Origin of the sequence: Streptomyces sp. 2A115, assembly GCF_052245575.1 — a bacterium.
Classification (GTDB): domain Bacteria; phylum Actinomycetota; class Actinomycetes; order Streptomycetales; family Streptomycetaceae; genus Streptomyces.
The window spans coordinates 59,345-80,796 of record NZ_JBQQCG010000033.1 but is presented as its reverse complement, the minus strand read 5'-3'; the positions used below and the strand labels follow the sequence as shown (position 1 = coordinate 80,796).

General features: G+C 68.4%; 11 protein-coding genes and 1 pseudogene. 4 read left to right on the top strand and 8 right to left on the bottom strand.

Annotated features, from left to right (window positions below):
• Positions 1-105: 105 nt before the first annotated feature.
• Entirely contained in the window at positions 106-1,173 is a 1,068-nt protein-coding gene (mraY, locus tag ACTWQR_RS26985) for a phospho-N-acetylmuramoyl-pentapeptide-transferase (RefSeq protein ID WP_443229756.1), read from the bottom strand.
• A 453-nt stretch (positions 1,174-1,626) separates the two neighbouring features.
• Here mraY and acnA point away from each other — a divergent pair, with 453 nt between their 5' ends.
• On the top strand, positions 1,627-4,344 hold the full coding sequence (gene acnA, locus ACTWQR_RS26980; protein ID WP_443229755.1) for an aconitate hydratase AcnA: 2,718 nt from the start codon (positions 1,627-1,629) through the stop codon (positions 4,342-4,344).
• 102 nt (positions 4,345-4,446) lie between these two features.
• On the opposite strand, the gene ACTWQR_RS26975 is transcribed toward acnA, so the two are convergent.
• Positions 4,447-5,466 carry a response regulator transcription factor gene (locus tag ACTWQR_RS26975; protein ID WP_443229754.1) on the bottom strand — a complete coding sequence of 340 codons (1,020 nt, stop codon included), beginning with the start codon at positions 5,464-5,466 and terminating at the stop codon, positions 4,447-4,449.
• Positions 5,467-5,548: 82 nt separating this feature from the next.
• Positions 5,549-9,226: a S8 family peptidase gene (locus ACTWQR_RS26970; protein ID WP_443229753.1), complete on the bottom strand. Its 3,678-nt coding sequence runs from the start codon at positions 9,224-9,226 to the stop codon at positions 5,549-5,551.
• 117 nt (positions 9,227-9,343) lie between these two features.
• On the opposite strand from ACTWQR_RS26970, the gene ACTWQR_RS26965 reads away from it, so the two are divergent.
• Positions 9,344-9,535, top strand: coding sequence for a hypothetical protein (locus ACTWQR_RS26965; RefSeq protein WP_443229787.1), 192 nt, complete (start codon positions 9,344-9,346; stop codon positions 9,533-9,535).
• A gap of 78 nt (positions 9,536-9,613) precedes the next feature.
• Here ACTWQR_RS26965 and ACTWQR_RS26960 read toward each other — a convergent pair whose 3' ends face one another.
• Both ACTWQR_RS26960 and ACTWQR_RS26955 read right to left on the bottom strand, forming a co-directional pair.
• On the bottom strand, positions 9,614-10,615 hold the full coding sequence (locus ACTWQR_RS26960; protein WP_443229752.1) for a response regulator transcription factor: 1,002 nt from the start codon (positions 10,613-10,615) through the stop codon (positions 9,614-9,616).
• Between the two features lie 113 nt (positions 10,616-10,728).
• A complete protein-coding gene (locus tag ACTWQR_RS26955; protein ID WP_443229751.1) occupies positions 10,729-14,427 on the bottom strand; it encodes a S8 family serine peptidase in 3,699 nt (1,232 codons plus the stop codon).
• A 56-nt stretch (positions 14,428-14,483) separates the two neighbouring features.
• Between ACTWQR_RS26955 and ACTWQR_RS26950 the strand changes: the two genes are divergently transcribed.
• Together ACTWQR_RS26950 and ACTWQR_RS26945 are read left to right on the top strand one after the other, a co-directional pair.
• A complete protein-coding gene (locus ACTWQR_RS26950; protein WP_443229750.1) occupies positions 14,484-15,017 on the top strand; it encodes an ATP-binding protein in 534 nt (177 codons plus the stop codon).
• Positions 15,018-15,242: 225 nt separating this feature from the next.
• The gene (locus tag ACTWQR_RS26945; protein ID WP_443229749.1) at positions 15,243-16,334 is read left to right on the top strand and encodes a lytic polysaccharide monooxygenase auxiliary activity family 9 protein; all 1,092 of its coding nucleotides are present in this window, start codon (positions 15,243-15,245) and stop codon (positions 16,332-16,334) included.
• 60 nt (positions 16,335-16,394) lie between these two features.
• Here the strand turns inward: ACTWQR_RS26945 and ACTWQR_RS26940 are convergent.
• From ACTWQR_RS26940 to ACTWQR_RS26930, 3 genes and pseudogenes are all read right to left on the bottom strand, one after another.
• Positions 16,395-16,574, bottom strand: a pseudogene (locus ACTWQR_RS26940) (DUF397 domain-containing protein); the annotation flags it as partial.
• A gap of 110 nt (positions 16,575-16,684) precedes the next feature.
• Entirely contained in the window at positions 16,685-17,299 is a 615-nt protein-coding gene (locus tag ACTWQR_RS26935) for a Uma2 family endonuclease (protein WP_443229748.1), read from the bottom strand.
• Positions 17,300-17,540: 241 nt separating this feature from the next.
• Positions 17,541-21,287: a GH92 family glycosyl hydrolase gene (locus ACTWQR_RS26930; RefSeq protein WP_443229786.1), complete on the bottom strand. Its 3,747-nt coding sequence runs from the start codon at positions 21,285-21,287 to the stop codon at positions 17,541-17,543.
• Between the last annotated feature and the right edge of the window lie 165 nt (positions 21,288-21,452).

Below are 21,452 nucleotides of genomic sequence, written 5' to 3'. Positions count from 1 at the left end.
CACCTTGACGCGGCACGGGGATGGTCACGGAAACCGCGGGCGGCGGCCGGCCTCGGAGCCGGTTCGGTCGTCGAGCGTGTGCTTCTGCCGCTGGGGCCCAGGGCCTCAGCTCGCGGCCCAGCCCGCGTAGAACAGGCCGAGACCGACGATGACGAACATGCCCTGGATGGTCCAGAAACGGACCACGACCAGGACTTCGGACCAGCCCTTGAGTTCGAAATGGTGCTGGAGGGGGGCCATTTTGAAGACCCGCTTGCCGGTCATCTTGAACCCGCCGACCTGGATGACCACGGACAGGGTGATCAGGACGAAGAGCCCGCCCAGCAGGGCGAGCAGCAGTTGGGTGCGGGAGCAGATGGCCAGTCCCGCCAGGGCACCGCCGAGGGCGAGCGAACCGGTGTCGCCCATGAAGATCTTGGCGGGTGAGGTGTTCCACCAGAGGAACCCGAGGCAGGAGCCCATGAGCGCGGAGGCGATGACGGCGAGGTCGAGCGGATCACGTACCTCCATGCAGGAGGCGGGGTTGGTGAGGATCATCGCGTTGGCGCACGAGTTCTGGAACTGCCACAGGCCGATGAAGGTGTAGCCGCCGAAGACCATGACCGACGCGCCGGTCGCCAGCCCGTCAAGACCGTCGGTCAGGTTCACTCCGTTCGACATGGCGAGGATCATGAACAGTGCCCACGCGATGAACAGCACCGGCCCGATGGTCCAGCCGAAGTCGGACACGAACGACAGCTTCAGCGAAGCCGGCGTCTGGCCGCGGTCGTCCGCGAACCGGACGGCCAGGAGGGCGAACACGACCCCGACGATCAGCTGGCCGGACAGCTTCGCTCCGGCCCGTAACCCCAGCGAACGCCGCTTGACGATCTTGATGTAGTCGTCGAGGAAACCGACGACGCCCATGCCCGCCATCAGGAACAGCACCAGCACACCGGGAAACGTCGGACCCTCACCGGTGATGACCTTGGTCAGGGCGTACGCCATGAGGGTGGCCAGGATGAAAGCGATGCCGCCCATGGTGGGTGTGCCGCGCTTGCTGTGGTGGCCGCGCGGGCCGTCGTCACGGATGAACTGCCCGTAGCCCTTGCGGGCCAGCAGCTTGATCAGCAGCGGTGTGCCGATGAGGGTCAGGAACAGGCCGATGGCCCCGGCAAACAGGATCTGGTTCATCGGGCGGCTGTCTCCCCCTCGGCTGCGTTCCGGTACGAGGCGGCCGCACTGGTGTCGCCGGCCGCCACAGCCCACACCCTATTCGGACGGCCGATCTCCGTAAGCCGGTGGGTAGTTGGCGCGAACGACCGGTGGGTAGTTGGCGCGAACGAACAGCGCAGCGAGGCAATTTCGATCACGGTCTCGGGAGAGGGGGCGGCGCTCAAGGGCGACCGAAGGCCGTTCCTTCGCGATGCCGGACGCCGCCGAAGATGAGAGCGGACAGACACCCTCCGGGCATGACCGGACAGCTGTCATGTACTAGAGTTATCTCGACATCGAGATATCTGCCGAGGCGTACCGCAGCCGCCAAACCGGTAAGGGTTACCTAACTTAGCCTTACCTTAGCGGATCGGCCAGGAGGGCGTGGCGGCAGGATGCGGTGGTACGCGCACATGAATGAAGGAGACTGTCGTGTCGGCGAACAGCTTCGACGCCCGTAGCACGCTGAGTGTGGGCGACGAGTCGTACGAGATCTTCCGGCTGGACAAGGTGGAAGGCTCGGCCCGCCTTCCGTACAGCCTCAAGGTCCTGCTGGAGAACCTGCTCCGTACCGAGGACGGCGCGAACATCACCGCCGACCACATCCGTGCTCTTGGCGGCTGGGATTCGCAGGCCCAGCCCAGCCAGGAGATCCAGTTCACGCCGGCCCGCGTGATCATGCAGGACTTCACCGGCGTGCCGTGCGTCGTGGACCTCGCCACCATGCGTGAGGCCGTGAAGGAGCTCGGCGGTGACCCGGCGAAGATCAACCCGCTGGCCCCGGCCGAGCTGGTCATCGACCACTCTGTCATCGCCGACAAGTTCGGCACCAACGAGGCCTTCGCGCAGAACGTCGAGCTGGAGTACGGCCGCAACCGCGAGCGCTACCAGTTCCTGCGCTGGGGCCAGACCGCGTTCGACGAGTTCAAGGTCGTCCCGCCGGGCACCGGCATCGTCCACCAGGTCAACATCGAGCACCTGGCCCGTACCGTCATGGTCCGCAACGGCCAGGCGTACCCCGACACCCTCGTCGGCACCGACTCCCACACCACCATGGTCAACGGCCTCGGAGTGCTGGGCTGGGGCGTCGGCGGCATCGAGGCCGAGGCCGCGATGCTCGGCCAGCCGGTCTCGATGCTCATCCCGCGCGTCGTCGGCTTCAAGCTGACCGGCGAGCTCAAGCCGGGCACGACCGCCACGGACCTCGTGCTCACGATCACCGAGATGCTGCGCAAGCACGGTGTCGTCGGCAAGTTCGTCGAGTTCTACGGCGAGGGTGTCTCCGCGACCTCGCTCGCCAACCGCGCCACCATCGGCAACATGTCGCCGGAGTTCGGCTCCACCGCCGCGATCTTCCCGATCGACGGCGAGACCATCAAGTACCTGAAGCTGACGGGGCGTTCCGAGCAGCAGCTCGCGCTCGTCGAGGCGTACGCCAAGGAGCAGGGCCTCTGGCTCGACCCGGCCGCCGAGCCCGACTTCTCCGAGAAGCTGGAGCTGGACCTCTCGACGGTCGTCCCGTCGATCGCCGGTCCCAAGCGCCCGCAGGACCGGATCGTCCTGGCGAACGCCGCCGAGCAGTTCAAGACCGACGTACGCAACTACGTCGACGACGTGGATGAGGCGGGCCAGGAGTCCTTCCCGGCCTCCGACGCCCCGGCCGTCGCGCCCAACGGCGCCCCGAGCCGCCCCACCACCGTCACCGCCCCCGACGGCTCGACCTACGAGATCGACCACGGCGCCGTCACCGTCGCCGCGATCACCTCCTGCACCAACACCTCGAACCCGTACGTCATGGTCGCCGCCGCGCTCGTCGCGAAGAAGGCCGTGGAGAAGGGCCTGACCCGCAAGCCGTGGGTCAAGACCACCCTCGCCCCGGGTTCCAAGGTCGTCACCGACTACTTCGACAAGGCGGGGCTCACCCCCTACCTCGACAAGGTCGGCTTCAACCTCGTCGGCTACGGCTGCACCACCTGCATCGGCAACTCCGGCCCGCTGCCGGAGGAGGTCTCCAAGGCCGTCAACGAGCATGACCTGGCCGTGACCTCGGTGCTCTCCGGCAACCGCAACTTCGAGGGTCGGATCAACCCCGACGTCAAGATGAACTACCTGGCCTCCCCGCCGCTGGTCGTCGCGTACGCCATCGCGGGCTCCATGAAGGTGGACATCACCAAGGACGCGCTCGGCGTCGACCAGGACGGCAAGCCCGTCTACCTGGAAGACATCTGGCCGACCGAGGCCGAGGTCAACGACGTCGTGGCGAACGCCATCGGCGAGGACATGTTCAACAAGTCCTACCAGGACGTCTTCGCGGGCGACGCCCAGTGGCAGGCGCTGCCGATCCCGACCGGCAACACCTTCGAGTGGGACCCGCAGTCCACCTACGTGCGCAAGCCCCCGTACTTCGAGGGCATGCAGATGGAGACCACCCCGGTCTCGGACATCACCGGCGCGCGCGTGCTGGCCAAGCTGGGCGACTCGGTCACCACCGACCACATCTCCCCGGCCGGCGCCATCAAGGCCGACACCCCGGCCGGCAAGTACCTCACCGAGCACGGTGTGGAGCGTCGTGACTTCAACAGCTACGGCTCGCGCCGCGGCAACCACGAGGTCATGATCCGCGGCACGTTCGCCAACATCCGCCTGCGCAACCAGATCGCGCCGGGCACCGAGGGCGGCTACACCCGCGACTTCACCCAGCCGGACGCGCCCGTGTCGTTCATCTACGACGCCTCGCGCAACTACATCGAGCAGGGCGTCCCGCTGGCCATCCTGGCCGGCAAGGAGTACGGCTCCGGCTCGTCCCGCGACTGGGCCGCCAAGGGCACCGCGCTGCTCGGCGTCAAGGCCGTCATCGCCGAGTCGTACGAGCGCATCCACCGCTCGAACCTCATCGGCATGGGCGTGCTGCCGCTCCAGTTCCCGGAGGGCCAGACCGCCGAGACCCTTGGCCTCACCGGCGAGGAGGCCTTCTCCTTCACCGGAGTCACCGAGCTGAACGAGGGCCGTACGCCGCGCACGGTGAAGGTCACCACCGACACCGGCGTCGAGTTCGACGCGGTCGTCCGCATCGACACCCCCGGCGAGGCGGACTACTACCGCAACGGCGGCATCATGCAGTACGTGCTGCGCAGCCTGATCCGCAAGTAGGGCATCAGCAAGGCATCAAGTAAGCGGTCCGGTACGGCAGTCGAGGGGCCGCATCCCTGGAGGGACACAGGGGTGCGGCCCCTCGCGTCATACCGTCACCTGTCACACCCAGCCGCGCTGCGCCGCCCGTACCCCCAGCTGGAAACGGCTCGCCGCGCCCAGCCGCTCCTGCAGATCGCTCACCCGCCGACGCAGCGTCCGCAGGCTCACGCCGAGGTGCCGGGCCACCGCCTCGTCCTTCATCCCGGCGGCGAGAAGCCGCGTCAACGCCCGCTCCCCCTCGGTGAGTTCACCGTCGGCGACCGGCTGACCGAGGGGTGTCGCCTGCTGCCAGGCCAGCTCGAAGAGCTTCTGCAGCGCCTCGGTCACCGCCGAGTGCCGTACGACGACGGCGCAGTAGCCGCCCGCGGCCGACGCGGTCAGCGGCAGCATCGCCGTGCGGCCGTCGACCACCAGCAGTTTGACCGGCACGGTGGGCAACACCCGGGCCTGCTCGCCCAGTTCGACCATCTTCCAGGCGTGGTACAGCACGTCCGGGTCCTCCAGGGCGGTGGCCGCGTACACCGTGCGGTAGACGACGCCGCGGCTCAGCAGATCCGCCTGGAGGTCCAACTGCGGGGTGCGCGGGGCGAGATACGGGGGACTGTCGAAGACGCACACCTCGCGCTCGGCGCGCGCGTACAGCTCCTCCAGCCGCGCGGCGTTGGCACCCTCGCCCGACACGACGTCGAGTAGACGCGACGGCTCCTCGCGCAGCAACCCCGCCTCGTACGCCGTCGCCATCTCCTCGGCGGTGGCGGCGAGCAGCTCGGACTCGGTCTCGCGCCGCCGGATCAGGGCCCGGATCGCCACCCGCGGATCCACGGCCCGTAACCCGCCGGTGGAATCGGGCGGTTGGAGCAGACCGAGCGTGAGCAGCCGCTCGCAGGCCTCGCGCACCCGGGCCGGGGACGCGTCGGTGAGCCGTGCCCAGCCGGCCGCGCCCGCATCGGGCTGATGGAGAATCGCCTGGTACAGCAGCTCGTCGAAGGCGGAGACCCCCACCGCGGCCCAGGGGCTCGCGGCAGGGGTCTGTCTGAGTGCCGTCTGTCTGAGTGCCGAGTCGTATGCCGTGTTCACCATGGCTCGGCACGCTAGAGGATCTTTGTTAAGGCTGCCGCACCGCTTTTGGCGGCGCTCCTGCTTCAGCCATGCCCTCAGGCCATCACTTCAGGCCGTACGCTCGCAGCACGGTCTGATCGACCTGGTTTCCGGCACCGTCGGAGGCCTGTACGCGCAGCGACACGAACTCCGCGCCCTTCGGGTGCTTGATCTCGGCCTCGCCGTGCCGGACCTTCGTCTCCTTCCAGGACTTACCGTCGTCGTACGAGACCCAGGCCTTGAGGGCCTTGGCCTTGACGCTTCCCTCCTGATCACGGACGGAGAGTTCGAGCTCCAACTCCCCCTTTGACTCAGCACGGTTGAGGAGGTCGAGCTCGTCCAGGTCGTAGTCGACGGAGAGCAGGGGCAGCGCCGTCTCCTTCTCGGTGCGCGCCGAGGCGAAGGACCATTCGGTGTGGGTGCTCGTCGAATACGGCGTCCAGCCGGCCTTGCGCTGGGTGTCGAGCACGAAGCGGTACGAGGCCTTCGCCGCCGGGACGTCGAAGACGCCGTATCCGCCGATCGTCGAGTCGCCGACCAGCTGACCGTCCGCGTAGAGCTTGCCCTGCGCGGTGTCGCTGACGTCTCTGACGTACCCATAGTGACCGGGCATCGAGTCGCTCAACTCCGCCACCTGGAAAGTGAGTTTGTCGCCGGTGCGCTCCGAGAGGCCGTACTCGGCGCTCGTCGCCGGACGTACCACCTGGCCCAGCCAGTCCTCGCTCGGCTGGGTGCCCGCCTTGCCGTAGGTCCGCAAGGTGTTCCACTGGCCCCCGTATGCCTCCCAGGACGGGTAGACGGTGTGCCAGACGCGGGTGTCGGGGCTCACGTTGAAGTACTCGGTGCGTTCCCGACCGAGTTGCATGTAGTCGCTGGTCTCGACCGCGACCAGCTGCCAGGGGCGGAAGGTGTAGACGGTGTCGGCCCCCAACTCGCCCGCCCGCCCCGCGTGGTAACGACTCGTCACCTTCGCCGTGGTGGAGCGGTCCAGGGTGTACGTCTGGTCCGGCGAGATCGCTCCGGACTGCGGGAGGGTCACGTTGTAGACGTACGGGCTGACCTCTGTGCCGCCCAGCTTGAGCGTGACCTTCTTGCCGCTCTTCAGCAGGGTGGTGAGCTTCTCGCCGTCCTCGCCGGTGGCGACCATCACGGGCATCGTCGCCCTGTCCACGGCCGTGAGCCAGTGGCCGGCCTTCTTGCGGTACGCGATCAGATAACTCGCGCCTGCCTCGGCCGCGTTGGCCATCGCCTCGTCCGGCCCCCACGTGTCGGCGGGGACCCCGACCACCACCGCCTTGCCCTTGACGTCGAGCCCCTCGAAGTCGGCCGCCGTGCCGGCGCCCGCGTCCACCGCCTGCACCTTCCGGTCACCGGTGATCTTCACCGGGAAGTCGTTGTACGTGTTGGCGTATTCGAGTGGCAGCGCGTACTTCTCGGGACTCGTGACGCTCGCCGTCAACTCCTTGGCGTACAAACGGAACTTGGCGTAGAACTCGAGGGATCCCTCGGTGACCTTCTCGGTCGGCGTCACATAGACGTGCTCGGTCCAGGGGCCCTGGCTGTACGTCAACCCCCAGGAGCTGCCCGGCCCTTCGCGGTGCCAGGAGGTACTGAAGCCCTGGTGCTCGGTGTCCTCCTTGGTCTTCGGTTTGATCTCCACCGCCTTGCGGGCGTCGAGCGTCACCTCGGTGTCCCCGTCGACCTTGATCTCGGGATTACCGACGACCGACGTGCCGACGGCCACGCCGCCCGCGTCCGCGTCGTAGATCCAGGTGGCCATGGAGTACGTACCGGCCGGGACCTCCCAGGTCCCGGTGGCGCCCACGTTGCCGTAGGCGTTGGCGTAGGCGCCATTGAGCTCCTGCAACGTGTAGAGCGACGCCCTGGTGGTCGGCTTGCCGTCGCGGCCCACCAGGGAGACCTTCAGGTCGTACTTCTTCGGCTGCTTCTCGAAGCCGACGCCCGTCGTGACCAGGACGCCGTCGGCGGTGGCGGTGATGTGGCCCGCGTACCGGCCCTGCGCCTGCTTCGCCGGGTCGACGCCGACCGGGACGGTGGCGGTGCCCTTCGCGGGCACGGTCACGGTGCCGGCCCCCAGGGTGACACCGGCGAGGGACGACGAGAGCTTCAACTCCACTGGCGCGTCAGTGGTGTTGGTGTACGTGATGTCCTTGCTGTCGACCTCCGTGTCGCCGTCCTCGTACTTGCCGAAGCTCAGCGTCGAGGTCCCGAAGACGCTCTGCGTGACCGCCCGCACGGCGTCGACGCGGCCGTCTCCCTGCTGGAACGCGGAGTTGTCGGCGTTCGTCTTCGCGGTACTGGCCAGGGCCTGCTTGATCTGCTCGCCCGTCCAGTCCGGATGGGCCTGCGCGACCAGCGCCGCCGCACCCGCCACGTGCGGGGTCGCCATCGAAGTGCCGTTGGCCGCCGTGTAGTTGTCGTCGAGCGGCGTGCCCATGGAGGTGCCGGCGGCGCGGGCCGCCGTGATGCTCACGCCGGGCGCGGTGATCTCCGGCTTGACCGCGTAGTCGCCGAGGCGCGGGCCACGACTGGAGAACGAGGCGAGCTTGTCTGACTTGTCGACCGCGCCGACCGTGAGCGCCGAGTCGGCGATGCCCGGCGTACCGACGGTCTGCTCCCGGGGACCCGAGTTGCCCGAGGCGATCACGAAGAGAGTGCCGGTCGACGCGGACAGCTCGTCCACCGTCTCGCTCATCGGGTCCGAGGGGCCGGAAGCCGTACCGCCGAGGGACATGGAGACGATGTCCGCGCCGGAGTCCGCCGCCCACTGCATGCCGGCGATGATCCACGACGTCTGGCCGGAGCCCGCGTTGTTGAGGACCTTGCCGACCATGAGCTCCGCGCCCGGCGCCACTCCCTTGCGCTTGCCGTCGGAGGCAGCGCCCGAGCCTGCGATCGTGGACGCGACATGGGTGCCGTGGCCGTGGCCGTCCTGTACCGCCTGATCGGGCACGAAGGTCTTCGATTCCGTGATCTTGCCCGCGAGGTCCGGGTGTCCGGTGTCAGCGCCGGTGTCCAGGACGGCGATCTTGACGCCCTTGCCGTCGTAGCCCGCCTGCCACACCTCGGGGGCGCCGATCTGCGGGACGCTGACGTCGAGGGACGCCTTGACCTTGGCGTCCAGCCAGAGCTTGTCGAGGCCGCCTTCGAGCTGCCTGGCCGCCTTGGCCGTGGGCTCGGCGGCCGTGTTCTCGGCGTCGGGGGCGACGTCCGCCCAGAACTTCTCGGCGGTCGACTTCTTCGCGGTGAGCGCGGCGCCGTCGATGCCGGGCAGGGACAGCGTCCTGCGCGCGCCTTCGGGGGTCGTGTTCCCCTGACGATAGGTGGCGATCAGCGGGATGGCGCCGGTCTTCGAGTCCGCGTACCCCTGCTTGACGAGCTGGGTGACGTTGAACAGGGCCGGGTCGAGACGGCCCGCCTGAAGCAGCGGGATCGCGTCGTTCGGTACGACGCTGACCTCGCCCTTCTGCTCGCTCGACAGGAAGGTGGCGGACGCGCGGCCCTTGCCGCGCCGGACGTCGACGGCGGACTTGCCGTCGGCGGCGGTGGTGAGGGTGACCGTGTCACCGGTGATGAGGGTGACGGTCTGCGTGGTCGTGGTGCCGGGCTTGTTGCCCGGCTGGGTGACCGGGGTCGTGGGATCGGCCGCCGAGGGCGTGACGGCCCCCGCGAGCAGACCGGCCGAGGCCGCCACGGCCCAGAGGGCGTGGAGTCTTCGCATGGGTGGACTTCCTCCCCTGAACGCTGAACGCTCCCACCCTGTTGAGCGGGAGCCAGTGATCAGAGTGAGCGCTGGGTGGAAAGCGACTCAAGGGAATCCTGTGGCCGAGGCGTGCCAATGCCCTCTTCGGCCAGGGCCGTTGACGGTCTGCGCGAGGGCTCCGCGCAGGTCGAGGTCACCACCGACACGGTCCCCGGCGAAGCCGACGATGTACGCCGTGAGTTCGACGCGGTCGTCCGCATCGCCGCCCCGGCGAGGCGGACGACTACCGCGACGGCGGCATCATGCAGTACGTGCTGCGCAGCCTGATCCGCAAGTGATCCCGCAAGTAGACGCTCTCGTACGGAAGTTGGGCCGCACTCCGGCACGGGGTGCGGCCCTTCGCGATCAGAGCCAGCCGCGTTGTGAGGCCCGCACCCCCAGCTGGAACCGGCTCGCCGCCCCCAGCCGCTCCTGCAGCTCACTCACCCGCCGCCGCAGGGTCCGCAGGCTCACCCCCAGATGGCGGGCCACGGCCTCGTCCTTCATCCCGGCCGCCAGCAGCCTGATCAACGTCCGTTCGCCCTCGGTGAGTTCACCGTCGCCGACCGGCTGGCCGAGCGGTGTCGCCTGCTGCCAGGCCATCTCGAAAAGCTTCTGCAAGGCTTCGGTCACCGCCGAGTGCCACACCACGACGGCGCAGTAGCCGCCCGCCACGGAGGAGGTCAGCGGGAGCATCGCCCTGCGGCCGTCGACCACCAGCAGTTTGACCGGCACGGTGGGCAACACCCGGGCCTGCTCACCGAGTTCGACCATCCTCCAGGTGCGGGAGAGGACGTTCGGATCTTCGAGGCCGGTCGCCGCGTAGATCCCGCGAGAGGCGATCCCGCGGCTGAGCAGATCGGTCTGGAGATCCAACTGCCGTGTGGGCGGTGCGAGATACGGAGGCGTGTCGAAGAGGCACACCTCGTGCTCGGCGCGCGCGTACATCTCCTCCAGGCGGGCGGCGATGGCACCCTCGCCGGAAGCGACCTCGATCAGCCGGGACGGCTCCTCGCGCAGCAGCCCGGCCTCGTACGCGGTAGCCATCTCCTCGGCGGTGGCGGCGAGCAGTTCGGACACCGTCTCGCGCCGTCTGATCAGCCCGCGGACCGCCACTCTCGGGTCGATCGCGCGTAATCCCCCCATGGAATCCGGCGGCTGGAGCAACCCGACCGTGAGCAGCTGGGTGCAGGATTCGCGCACCCGGGCCGGCGAGGCGCCGGTCAGGAGCGCCCAGCCGGCCGCGCCGGCATCGGGCTGGTGGAGGATCGCCCGGTATACAAGCTCGTCGAAGGCGGAGACCCCCACCGCGGCCCAGGGGCTCGCGGCAGGGGTCTGGTCTGCCGTGTCGTATGCCGTGTTCGCCATGGCTCGGCACGGTAGGCGATCTTTGTTAAGGCTGTTTGTACCGGCCTGGGACGCCGTTCACTTCAGGCCGTTCACTTCAGGCCATCTCCTTCAGGTCATCTCCTTCGGGCCGTCTACTTCAGACCGAACGCCCGCAGCACGGTCTGGTCGACGGCGTTGCCGTTCCGGTCGGCGGCCCGCACGCGCAGCGACACGAACTCGGCGCCCTTCGGGTGCTTGAGTTCCGCCTTGCCGTGCTTCACCTTCACCGCCTTCCAGGACGTGCCGTCGTCGTACGAGACCCATGCCTTCAGGTCACCGGCCGTGACGCCGCCCGACTGATTCCGGACGGAGAGTCCGAGCTTCGACGTGTGCCTCGCTTTGGCACGGCCCAGGAGGTCGAGCCCGTCCACGTCATAGTCGACCGAGAGCAGCGGCAGCGCCGTCTGCTGGTCCGTGTGCGCCGAGGCGAAGGACCATTCGGTGCGGGTGCTGGTGGAGTACGCGGCCCAGTCGGCCGTGCGCCGAGCGTCGAGCACGAGGCGGTACGAGGCCTTCGCCGCCGGGACGTCGAAGGAGCCGTATCCGCCGAGTGCGGTGTCGCCGACCGGCTGTCCGTCGGCGTACAGCGTGCCCTTCGCGGTGTCCTGGACGCTGTCCACGGACCCGTAGTGACCCGGCGTGGCGTCGCTCAACTCCGGGATCCTGAAGGTGAGTTTGTCGCCGGTGCGCTGGGAGAGGCCGTACTGCTCACTGGTCGCCGGGTGGACGACCTGGCGCAGCCAGTCCTCGGCGGGCAGCTTGCCCGCCTTGTCGAAGGTCTGGAGGGAATCCCACTGGGGCTTGTTCGCCGTCGTGTCGGGATAGACGGCGTGCCAGATCCGGGTGTCGGAGACGTTGTAGTACTCGGTGCGTTCCGTGCCGAGCGGCACATTGTTGGTGGTCGCGATGTCGTTGTTCTGCCTGGGACGGTACCTGTACACGGCGTCCTTGCCGACCTGACCGGCCTTGGCACCGTGATAGCGAACCGTCTGCTTGACCGTGTTGGAGCTGTTCAGGTTGTACGTCTGGTTGTCCGAGACGGCGTCCGTCTGCGGGAACATCACGCTGTACACGTACGGGCTGACGGCGGTGCCGTCCAGCTTCAGCGTGACCTTCTTCCCGCTCTTGAGCAGGGCCCCGAGCTTCGCGCCGTCCTCGCCGGTGGCGATCATCAGCGGGATGGTCGCGCTCTTCACGGAGGCGATCCAGTACCCGGGCGTCTCGCGGTAGGCGAGGACGTAACCGGCCCCGGCCGCGGTCGCGTTGGCCAGTGCCTCGTCCGGCGTCTCACCGGCGCCCACCCGGACGACCGCTGCCTTGCCCCTGACGTCGAGCCCCGCGAAGTCGGCCGCGGTGCCGCTGCCCGCGTCCACCGCCCGGACCGTGCGGCCACCGCTGAACTTCACCGGAAACCCGCTGGAGGTCTGCGCGTAGTCGAGGGGCAGCGCGTACTTCTCGGGGCTGGTGACGCTCGCCGTCAGCTCCTTGGCGTACAGACGGAACTTCGAGGAGAACTCGAACGTGCCCTCGGTGACCTTCTCGGTGGGCGCCACGTAGACGTGGTCGGTCCACCAGCCCTGGCTGTAGGTCAGGCCCCAGTTGCTGCCCGGGCCTTGCCGCCGCCAGGTGGTGGTGAAGCCCTGGAACTCGGAGTCCTCCTTGGTCTTCGGCTTGATCTCGACCGCCGTGCGGGCGTCGAGGACGAGCTCGGTGTTCTTGTCGACCTTGACCTGCGGATCGCCGACGATCGAGGTGTTGACCTCCGGACCGGCCGCGTCCCGCTTCGAGATCCAGGACGCCATGTTGTACGTACCGGCCGGCACCTTGAAGGTGTAGCCGCTGCCGAGGAAGCCGTACGTCTCCGGGTACGCGCCGTTCAGTTCCTGCAGCATGAAGATCGACGCCGACGTGGACGGCTTGCCGTCCCGGCCCACCAGCGACACCTTCAGGTCGTAGGTCTGCGGCAGCTTCTCGAAGCCGATGGCGGTGGTGATCTGGACGCCGTCGGCGCTCGCGGTGATGTGGCCCGTGTACCGGCCCGTCGCCTCCTCGGCCGGGTCGACCGTGACGCCGACGGTGGCGGTGCCCTTCGCCGGGACGGTCACGTTGTCCGCGTTCAGGGCGGCGTCGGGGAGTGACGAGGAGATCTTCAACTCCACCGCCTTGTCGGTGGTGTTGGTGTACGTGATGTCCTTGCTGTCGGCCTCGGTGTCGCTCTCCTCGTACGTGCCGAAGCTCAGCGTCGGCGTCGCGAAGACGCCCTGCTGGACAGCCCGTACGGCGTCGACCCGGCCGTCGCCCTGCTCGAACACGGAGTTGACGGCATTCGCCTTCCCGGTGGTCGCCAGCGCCTGCTTGATCTGCTGTCCCGTCCAGTCCGGATGGGCCTGCGCGACCAGCGCCGCGGTGCCCGAGACATGCGGGGTGGCCATCGACGTACCGCTCGCCGTCGTGTAGTAGTCGTCGACCGGCGTGCCCATGCCGGTGCCGGCGGCGCGGGCCGCGGTGATGGCCACGCCCGGAGCGGTGATCTCCGGCTTGATCGCGTAGTCGCCGATGCGCGGACCGCGGCTCGAGGACGAGGCCAGCCTGTCGGACTTGTCGACCGAGCCCACCGTCAGCGCCGAGTCGGCGATGCCCGGGGTGCCGACGGTCTGCTCGGACGGGCCCGAGTTGCCCGAGGCGATCACGAAGAGGGTGCCGGTCGATGCGGACAGCTCGTCGACCGTCTCACTCAGCACGTCCGAGGGGCCCGACGCGTCACCGCCCAGCGACATCGACACGATCTTCGCGCCGGAGTTCGCCGCCCACTCCATGCCCGCGATGATCCACGACGCCTGGCCGGAGCCCGCGTTGTTGAGGACCTTGCCGACCATCAGCTCCGCGCCCGGCGCCACTCCCTTGCGCTTGCCGTCGGAGGCAGCGCCCGAGCCGACGATCGTGGACGCCACATGGGTGCCGTGGCCGTGGCCGTCCTGCACCGTCTCGTCCGGCACGAAGCTCTGTGTCTCCCCGATCTTCCCGGCCAGATCCGGGTGGCCGGTGTCCACGCCAGTGTCCAGGACCGCGACCTTGACGCCCTTGCCGTCGTAGCCCGCCTGCCACACCTCGGGGGCGTCGATCTGCGGGACGCTGACGTCGAGGGACGCCTTGACCTTGCCGTCGAGCCAGATCTTGTCGATGCCCTCGCCGAGCTGCCGGGCGGCCTTCGCCGTGGGTTCGGTGCCGAGCGCGGGGGCGATGTCCGCCCAGAAGGCGGTCGACTTCTTCGCGCTCAGCGCGGCGCCGTCGATCGTGGGCAGCTTGAGCGTCCGGCGCGCGCCGTCGGGGGTCGCACTGCCCTTCTGGTACGTCGCGATCACCGGGGTGGCGCCGGACTTCGAGTCCGCGTATCCCTGCTTCACCAGCTGGGTGACGTTGAACAGGGCCGGGTCGAGGCGGCCCGCCTTCAGCAGCGGGATCGCGTCCGCCGGCAGGACGCTGACCTCGCCGTCCCGCTCGCTCGACACGAAGGTGGCGGCCTCACGGCCCTCGCCGCGCTGGACGTCGACGGCGTACTTGCCGTCCGGGCCTTCGCTGAGCGAAACGGTGTCGCCGGTGATGAGGGTGACGGTCTGCGTGTTCGCGGCACCCGTCTTGGCGTTCGTGGCACCGGTCTTGGCGCCGCTCCGCACAGGCGGGGCGTCCGGCGTGGTGACCGATGATCCGGAACCGGCTGCCGCGGGCGTGATCGCGCCCGTGAGCAGTCCCGCCGCTCCTGCCACGGCCCAAAGGGCGTGGAGTCTTCGCATGTGTGGCGTCCTCCCCTGAACGCTGACGACGCTTCCGGCCTGGTGAGCGGAAGCCAGTGATCAGAGTGAGCGCTGCGCGGAAAGCGGCTCAAGGGAATCCTGTGGCCAAAGAGTGCCAAGGCCCCCTTTGGCCACCTGAATTGGCGGTTTCCGTAGGGCTTGTCGTCAGGTCTCGTCGTCAAACTCCCGTCGTTTGCCTCGAGGGGCGGCCGCCCGCCCGCCGCGACCGCGTACGGGACGACGGGCCCGGCATCCCGCCGCACCTGCTGCCCTCGGTCTTCGACCGGTTCACGAGGGGCGACGCCTCCCGCGCCCGAAGTGTCCCCACGGAGGGCGGCGCCGGCCCCCGGCTCGCCATCGTCGCGGTCTTCGCTGCCGCGCACGGCGGTCGCATCGATGGCGAGAGCGAGCCGGGGCGCACGGAGTTCACCCTGCCGCTGCCGCCGTTGGGCGGGGCCTCGGGTGGGGCTTCGGACAGGGCTTCGGGTCGGGTTGCGGACGGGGATTCGGACGAGGCCACGGCCGAGGTCTCGGCCGCACGCGCTCCCGCGACAGCGACTTCTGACGTCGCCTCATCACCAGTGAGCTGACAGCCCATTCGGTTTTCCCAGTCATCAAGCGGCCGCACCCACCCGGGTGCGGCCCTCTTGCGTCAGGCGTTTACAGGGGTACGGGTCCGCGCTAGCTTCAAAGCCACGTGAGGTGGGAGCGCTCCCACGCCTGGTGGACCGGAACCCGCCCGGGATCGCTCCCGCCTCACGCATCCGCACACAGACACCACACGGCCTACGAGTGATGGGACGGATAGATCTGTCATGATCCTGACAACCTCAGCACCTCCCCACCTCCCACGGCGATTACCGCTTCCCAGCCGAGGCAGAGCCTTCCTTCTCGTCCTGCTGGCCCTGCTGGTCACGGTCCCGGCCCTCGGCCTGGTCGTCACGGCCGGCGGCGAGGCGGAAGCCCACGGCACCCCCATGAAGCCCGGCAGCCGCACCTTCCTGTGCTGGCAGGACGGGCTGACCGACACCGGTGAGATCAAGCCGGTCAACCCGGCCTGCAAGACCGCACAGCAGGTCAGCGGCACGACGCCGTTCTACAACTGGTTCTCGGTGCTCCGCTCCGACGGCGCCGGCCGCACCCGGGGCTTCGTACCCGACGGCGAGCTGTGCAGCGGCGGCAACACGAACTTCACCGGCTTCAACACGCCCAGCAGCGACTGGCCGTTGACCCATCTGACCTCGGGCGCGACGGTCGACTTCTCGTACAACGCGTGGGCCGCGCACCCGGGTTGGTTCTACGTCTACATCACCAAGGACGGCTTTGACCCAACCAAGGCGCTCACGTGGAACGACATGGAGGAGCAGCCGTTCCTGAGTGTCGACCACCCGCCGCTCAACGGCTCCCCGGGCACGGTCGAGGCCAACTACTCCTGGTCCGGCCGGCTTCCGGAGGGTAAGGACGGGCGCCACATCATCTACATGGTCTGGCAGCGCTCCGACAGCCAGGAGACCTTCTACTCCTGCTCCGACGTCGTCTTCGACGGCGGAAACGGAGAGGTGACGGGCATCAAGGACCCGGGCAACCCGACCGATCCCCCGCCCGGCGCGTGCTCCGCGACCCGCAAAACCACCGGTAGTTGGAACGGCGGCTACCAGTCCGAGGTGACCGTCACCAACACCGGCGACGTGCCGATGCTCGGCTGGATGGTCGACTGGACGCTGCCGGGCGGACAGTCCGTCGCCAGCCTCTGGAGCGGCAACGCCACGTACAGCGGTCAGGAGGTGATGGTGCACAACGCCGACTGGAACGGGGCGTTGGATCCGGGCAAGAGCGCGACGTTCGGTTACACCGTCGAGGGCTCCGGGGGCGACTCCGCAACCGACCTGACATGTCAGGTCGGTTGACGGGAGCGGCCTTCCGTCTGCTCTAGAGGGGCTCCAGAGGGACCCGTCCTTCACAACGCCCACGAACACGGCCCATCCGCGGGCGGGGAACAGGAGGGCGGGTCCTTGCGGCGTCTTGCTGTCGCGGACGGGCAGGATGCCGGGGTATTTGTCGGCTACCTCGACCCAGCTGCCGCCGTCACCGTTGCTGTAGGACGACTTGCGCCATGCGGCGGCGCTCAGGCCAGGTGCGGTGCTCACAGGTCGCGCAGCCCTTTCTCCGAACCAGCGATTGGAAGATTTGGGACGGCGTACCGAGGCCGTGAGTGTCCCAAATCTTCCACTTCCCCTCGCGGCGGAGCAGAGCCGGATCAGAAGCCGGCGAGTGCGTTGATGTCGAGCTCGACCGGGAACGGGACCTCGGTGACCAGCTTGTCGTGGTGCACGGGGTGCATGGGCGCGGGGATGTACGACCGGGTCTCGGCGTGGAGCCAGTACTCGTGCACCGCGAGCCGCTGATCCCGGTCCAGCTCCACGCGCCAGTAGCAGGGCACCTTGGCCTCGGCGAAGAGCGCGGGCTTGCGCACCCGGTCGTCCTGCCGGGATCCGGGGGAGACCACCTCGACCACGAGGGTGACCTTCTCATCCGGGACACACTCCAGCTCGAAGAAATCCAGCTTCCGGGGGTCGAACACGATCACATCGGGTTTGGGGGTGTTCCGGTCGTCGAACATCACGCACTGCTCGGTCACGACTGCGTACGGCTCGATACTCGCTGCTTCCAGGGCGTGGGAGATCCTGTCCCGGACGCGGTTGTGCCAGTACCTGGTCTGCCCACGCGCCACGATCACTCCGTCCACGAGTTCCCAGTCGAAGGGCAGCTCCAAGTGCTTGACCTGGTCGAAGGTCCAGCCGTCTGCCGGCGGGAACATCCAGGTTTCCTCTGTGGCCCGTGCCTGCCCGGGGTTGGTCATCACTGCTCCCATGGGCGAGAGTGTGGACGCCGCTGCGCGTCGTGGTCTTGTGTACGAAGGTAGCGTCACTCGAAGTGAGACTGCCACGGCACGCCGTTGACGCGCTCGTTCTTCTGATCAACGCCGCCGACCTCACGGCGACCGCCCGCACGGGCTCGGACCGCTTCAAAAACGGGGGCGGGCGCGGAGTGTTCCGCGCCCGCCCCTCTTCCCCACGGGCTTCCCTTTGGGGTGTGAAGCCCGTGGGGTTGCCTCAGGCCAGCAGTTCCACTTCTGCCAGCGTCGCCTCACCGTCAAGCACCAGCCGGTACTTCTCGTACGTCCCGGGTGCCGCGACCGAGAACGCCCGCGTCTGCTTGTCCCACGCGAAGGACTGCCCCGACCGTTCGTCGAGGTCCTTCCACGTACTGCCGTCGGACGAGCCTTGCAGGACCCATCCCTTCGGCGCCTTCGCGCGGTCGGACGACGACGTCAGCGTGTACTGAACCACCTTGCTCTCCTTGGCGGTTGGCAGATCAACGGCAGCCGAAACGGCCCCGTCCGTCGCCGACGTGTTGTCGAACAACGCCCCCTCGCCCTCGATGACATCGCCGCGCGGCGACGGCACCTCGTCGTCCTGCGTGATCGACACGGGCGCCGCGTTCTTTCCGGTGCCCCACGAGGACGGCTTCGGCCCCATGTCGAACTCCAGGGCCCCGCCGCGCGCGATCAGCGAGTGTGGCAGCGAAGTCGACGTCCACGTACGGCCGTTGACCTTGAGGCCCTGCACGTACACGTTCTTCGCGCTGTTCTTCGGAGCCTTGACCACCAGCTCCTTGCCGTTCTCCAGATGGACGGTCGCCTTGGTGAACAGCGGTGAGCCGACGGCGTATTCACCGCTGCCCATCACCAGCGGATAGAAGCCGAGCGCCGAGAAGAGGTACCAGGCCGATTGCTCGCCGTTGTCCTCGTCGCCGTGGTAGCCCTGCCCGATCTCGCTGCCGGTGTAGAGGCGGGCGAGGACCTCGCGGACGTTCTTCTGCGTCTTCCAGGGCTGACCGGCCGCGTCGTACATGTAATTGACGTGGTGGGCCACCTGGTTGGAGTGCCCGTACATGCCCATCCGTACGTCCCGCGCCTCGGTCATCTCGTGGATGACACCGGTGTACGAGCCCTTGAACTCGGGCGAGGCGGTCTCCGGAGTCGCGAAGTAAGTGTCGAGCTTCTCCGCCAGCCCCGGCCGGCCGCCGTACAGGTTCGCGAGGCCGCGTGAGTCCTGGGGTGCGGTGAAGGCGTACCCCCAGCCGTTCGTCTCGGTGTAGTCGTAACCCCACACCCGCGGGTCGTACTTGGACGACTCGACCCGCCAGTCGCCCTTCTCGTCACGGCCCTGGAAGAAGCCAGCCTTGTCGTCGAACAACTTCACATAATCCTGGGCGCGGTTGAGGAAGTAGTCGGACTCCTCCTTGTAGCGCTTCTCGCCCGTCTTCTTGTAGAGGGCCTGGCCCATCTTCGCGATGCCGTAGTCGTTGAGGTAGCCCTCAAGGGCCCACGACAGACCCTCGTGCGTGTCGGTGCTCGTGTAGCCGAGGAACGGGGAGGTCGTCATGCCCTTGCGGCCGACGCCCGAGGAGGGCGGGACGACGGTCGCGTTCTTCAGCGCCGCGTCGTACGCCGATTTCTCGTCGAAGTCGACACCCTTCACGTACGCGTCCGCGAAGGCCACGTCCGACGAGGTGCCGGTCATCAGGTCCGCGTAACCGGGCGAGGACCAGCGCGAGGTCCAGCCGCCGTCCTTGTACTGCTGCACGAAACCGTCGACCATCTCGCCCGCCTGACCAGGCGTCAGGAGCGAGTACGCCGGCCAGGTCGTCCGATACGTGTCCCAGAAGCCGTTGTTGACGTACACCTTGCCGTCGACGATCTTCGCGCCGGTGTGCGTCGGCGTGTCAGGACCGGGCATCGGCGAGAACGGCGACGCGTACTGGTACTTCGAACCGACCTTCTCGAAGCCGGAGTTGGGGTACAGGTACAGCCGGTAGAGGCCGGAATAGAGCGTCGTCAGCTGGTCCGGTGTCGCGCCCTCGATCTCGACCTTGCCGAGCAGCTTGTCCCACTGCTTCTGGGCGCGCGACTTGACCGTCTCGAAGGACGTGCCGTCCGGGATCTCCTGGCGGAGGTTGTCCTTGGCCTGGTCGATGCTGATCAGGGATGTGGCGAGCTTGAGCGTGACCGTGCGGTCCGCGCCCGGCTTGAACCGCAGGTGGCCCTTCACCCCGGCAGAGCTTCCCTCGACGACCGGTGCGTCGAAGACCCCGTACACGAAGAGCCGGGTCGCGCCCGTCGACAGCCCGGACTTCACGTCCGAGTAGCCGGTGACGATCCCGTTCTCCTTGTCGAGCGTCAGCCCGGCCTGGTCCGTGACGTTGTCGAAGAGCACGCTCGCGTCGTCACCGGGATAGGTGAACCGCAGGGCCGCCGCGTGGTCCGTCGGCGTCATCTCCGCCTTCAGCCCGTTCTCGAACCGCACCCCGTAGTAGTAGGGGCGGGCCGTCTCGTTCTCGTGCCTGAAGGCCAGCGCGCGGGCGGTGCGGCCCGTGTCGGGTGTGCCGGACGCGGCCGACGGCATCACCTGGAAGGTCTGCCGGTCGCCCATCCAGGGGCTGGGCTCATGGCTCGCGCTGAACGCCTGGATGGTGGGCAGGTTGTCGTCGTTGTTGGCGCGCGCGTAGTCGTAGAGCCAGCTGAGCGAACCCGCGTTCGTCACCGGCGTCCAGAAGTTGAAGCCGTGCGGCACGGCCGTCGCGGGGAAGTTGTTGCCGCGCGAGAAGCCGCCGCTGGAGTTCGTGCCGCGGGTGGTGGACGCGTAGTCCGACAGATGGGCCTTGGGCTTCTCGGGCTTCGCGACCTTCAGCGACACGTCGTCGAGCCAGCCGCGGAACTTCGCCGGGCCCTTCGGGGAGTCGTACGCGACCAGGATCCGGTCGACCGTCCTGCCGGCCGCGACCGAGCCGATCCGCGATTCGACGTTGTTCCACTGGTTGACGTACAGCACCTTGGCCGCGCCCTGCCCCTGCGGCGTCAGCGGGAAGCCGTGCTGGTCGGCCGCGCGCAGGTCACTCAGATAGGTGCCGTCCGTGAAGACCAGGTCCACGGACACGTTCGTGGCGTCGTAGGCCCGGTCGTCGTCCGCCATCGACGGGTAGATCCGGTAGGCCAGTTCGGTGTCGCGGCCGACGGCGACGTTCACGTCGAAGACCTTGTTGTACGAGTAGGCGCGGCCGTCCGCCTTGTGGGTGCCCGCGTACCGCAGGGCCCGCTTGCCGGTGAAGCCCGCGCCCGCCTTCGCGGTCGGGGAGCCGTACGGCCCGCGGTCCACGAGCGAGAGCATGTCCTTGGGTACGGGGCCCTCGTCACCGCCCGTCGAGAACTGCACGTCGGCCAGCTGAAGCGCGTCCGAGGCGCCGTTGTTCTTGGTGACGTCGAGCCGGAAGCGCTGGTATTCGGCCGGTTCGGCCAGGTCGTACGACTTCGTCTGGAAACGCTTGTCGAAGGACTCGCCGGTGCGGCTGTCGAGGGTCTTCCAGTCCTTGCCGTCGGTGGAGCCCTGGAGGGTCCAGTCGACCGGGTCGCGCTCGTCGTGGTCGTTGGCCGAGGTCAGCGCGTACGTGACGAGCTTGACGGGGGCGTCCAGGTCGAACTCCACCCAGCCGGTGGGCGCGAAGGTCAGCCATTTGGTGCCCGATTCGACGTCGACGAGGTTCTCCTTCACCTCGCCGCCGCCGGAGTTCTCGCCGCTCGCGCGGACGTCCGTGACGTGGTCGGTCACATTGCCGGGGATGCCGGTGCTGTAGCCGCCGTCCACGCCGGACGAGCGTTTCGTACCGTCGGGCGATGTATCGACTGTATTGAGCCAGTCGGGTGCGGGTTCACCCGTTTCGAACGAGGAGTCGAACCCCCGGTCCACGGCCGCCGCTTCACCGGGCCGCGCGACGGCGGCGCCCTGCGAGGCCACCACCAGCGCGAAGGCGACCGTTCCGAGGGCCGCCGTGGAACCCCATCCGTGCCGTATTCCGTGCTGTAATCCGTGCCGTGCTCCGTGCCGGGATCTGAGCCGAGATCTGCGGTGCATACGCGAGCACCCTCCCTGCGCCTGGACAACGTTGTCAGCTTCGCTGCGCAAGGT

Excerpts from the sequence above, each read along its gene's own strand:
- ACTWQR_RS26975 (WP_443229754.1), bottom strand. The coding sequence starts at position 5,466 with ATGGTGAACACGGCATACGACTCGGCACTCAGACAGACGGCACTCAGA.
- mraY (WP_443229756.1), bottom strand. The coding sequence starts at position 1,173 with ATGAACCAGATCCTGTTTGCCGGGGCCATCGGCCTGTTCCTGACCCTC.
- ACTWQR_RS26970 (WP_443229753.1), bottom strand. The coding sequence starts at position 9,226 with ATGCGAAGACTCCACGCCCTCTGGGCCGTGGCGGCCTCGGCCGGTCTG.
- ACTWQR_RS26935 (WP_443229748.1), bottom strand. The coding sequence starts at position 17,299 with ATGGGAGCAGTGATGACCAACCCCGGGCAGGCACGGGCCACAGAGGAA.
- ACTWQR_RS26945 (WP_443229749.1), top strand. The coding sequence starts at position 15,243 with ATGATCCTGACAACCTCAGCACCTCCCCACCTCCCACGGCGATTACCG.
- ACTWQR_RS26960 (WP_443229752.1), bottom strand. The coding sequence starts at position 10,615 with ATGGCGAACACGGCATACGACACGGCAGACCAGACCCCTGCCGCGAGC.
- ACTWQR_RS26955 (WP_443229751.1), bottom strand. The coding sequence starts at position 14,427 with ATGCGAAGACTCCACGCCCTTTGGGCCGTGGCAGGAGCGGCGGGACTG.
- ACTWQR_RS26965 (WP_443229787.1), top strand. The coding sequence starts at position 9,344 with ATGCCCTCTTCGGCCAGGGCCGTTGACGGTCTGCGCGAGGGCTCCGCG.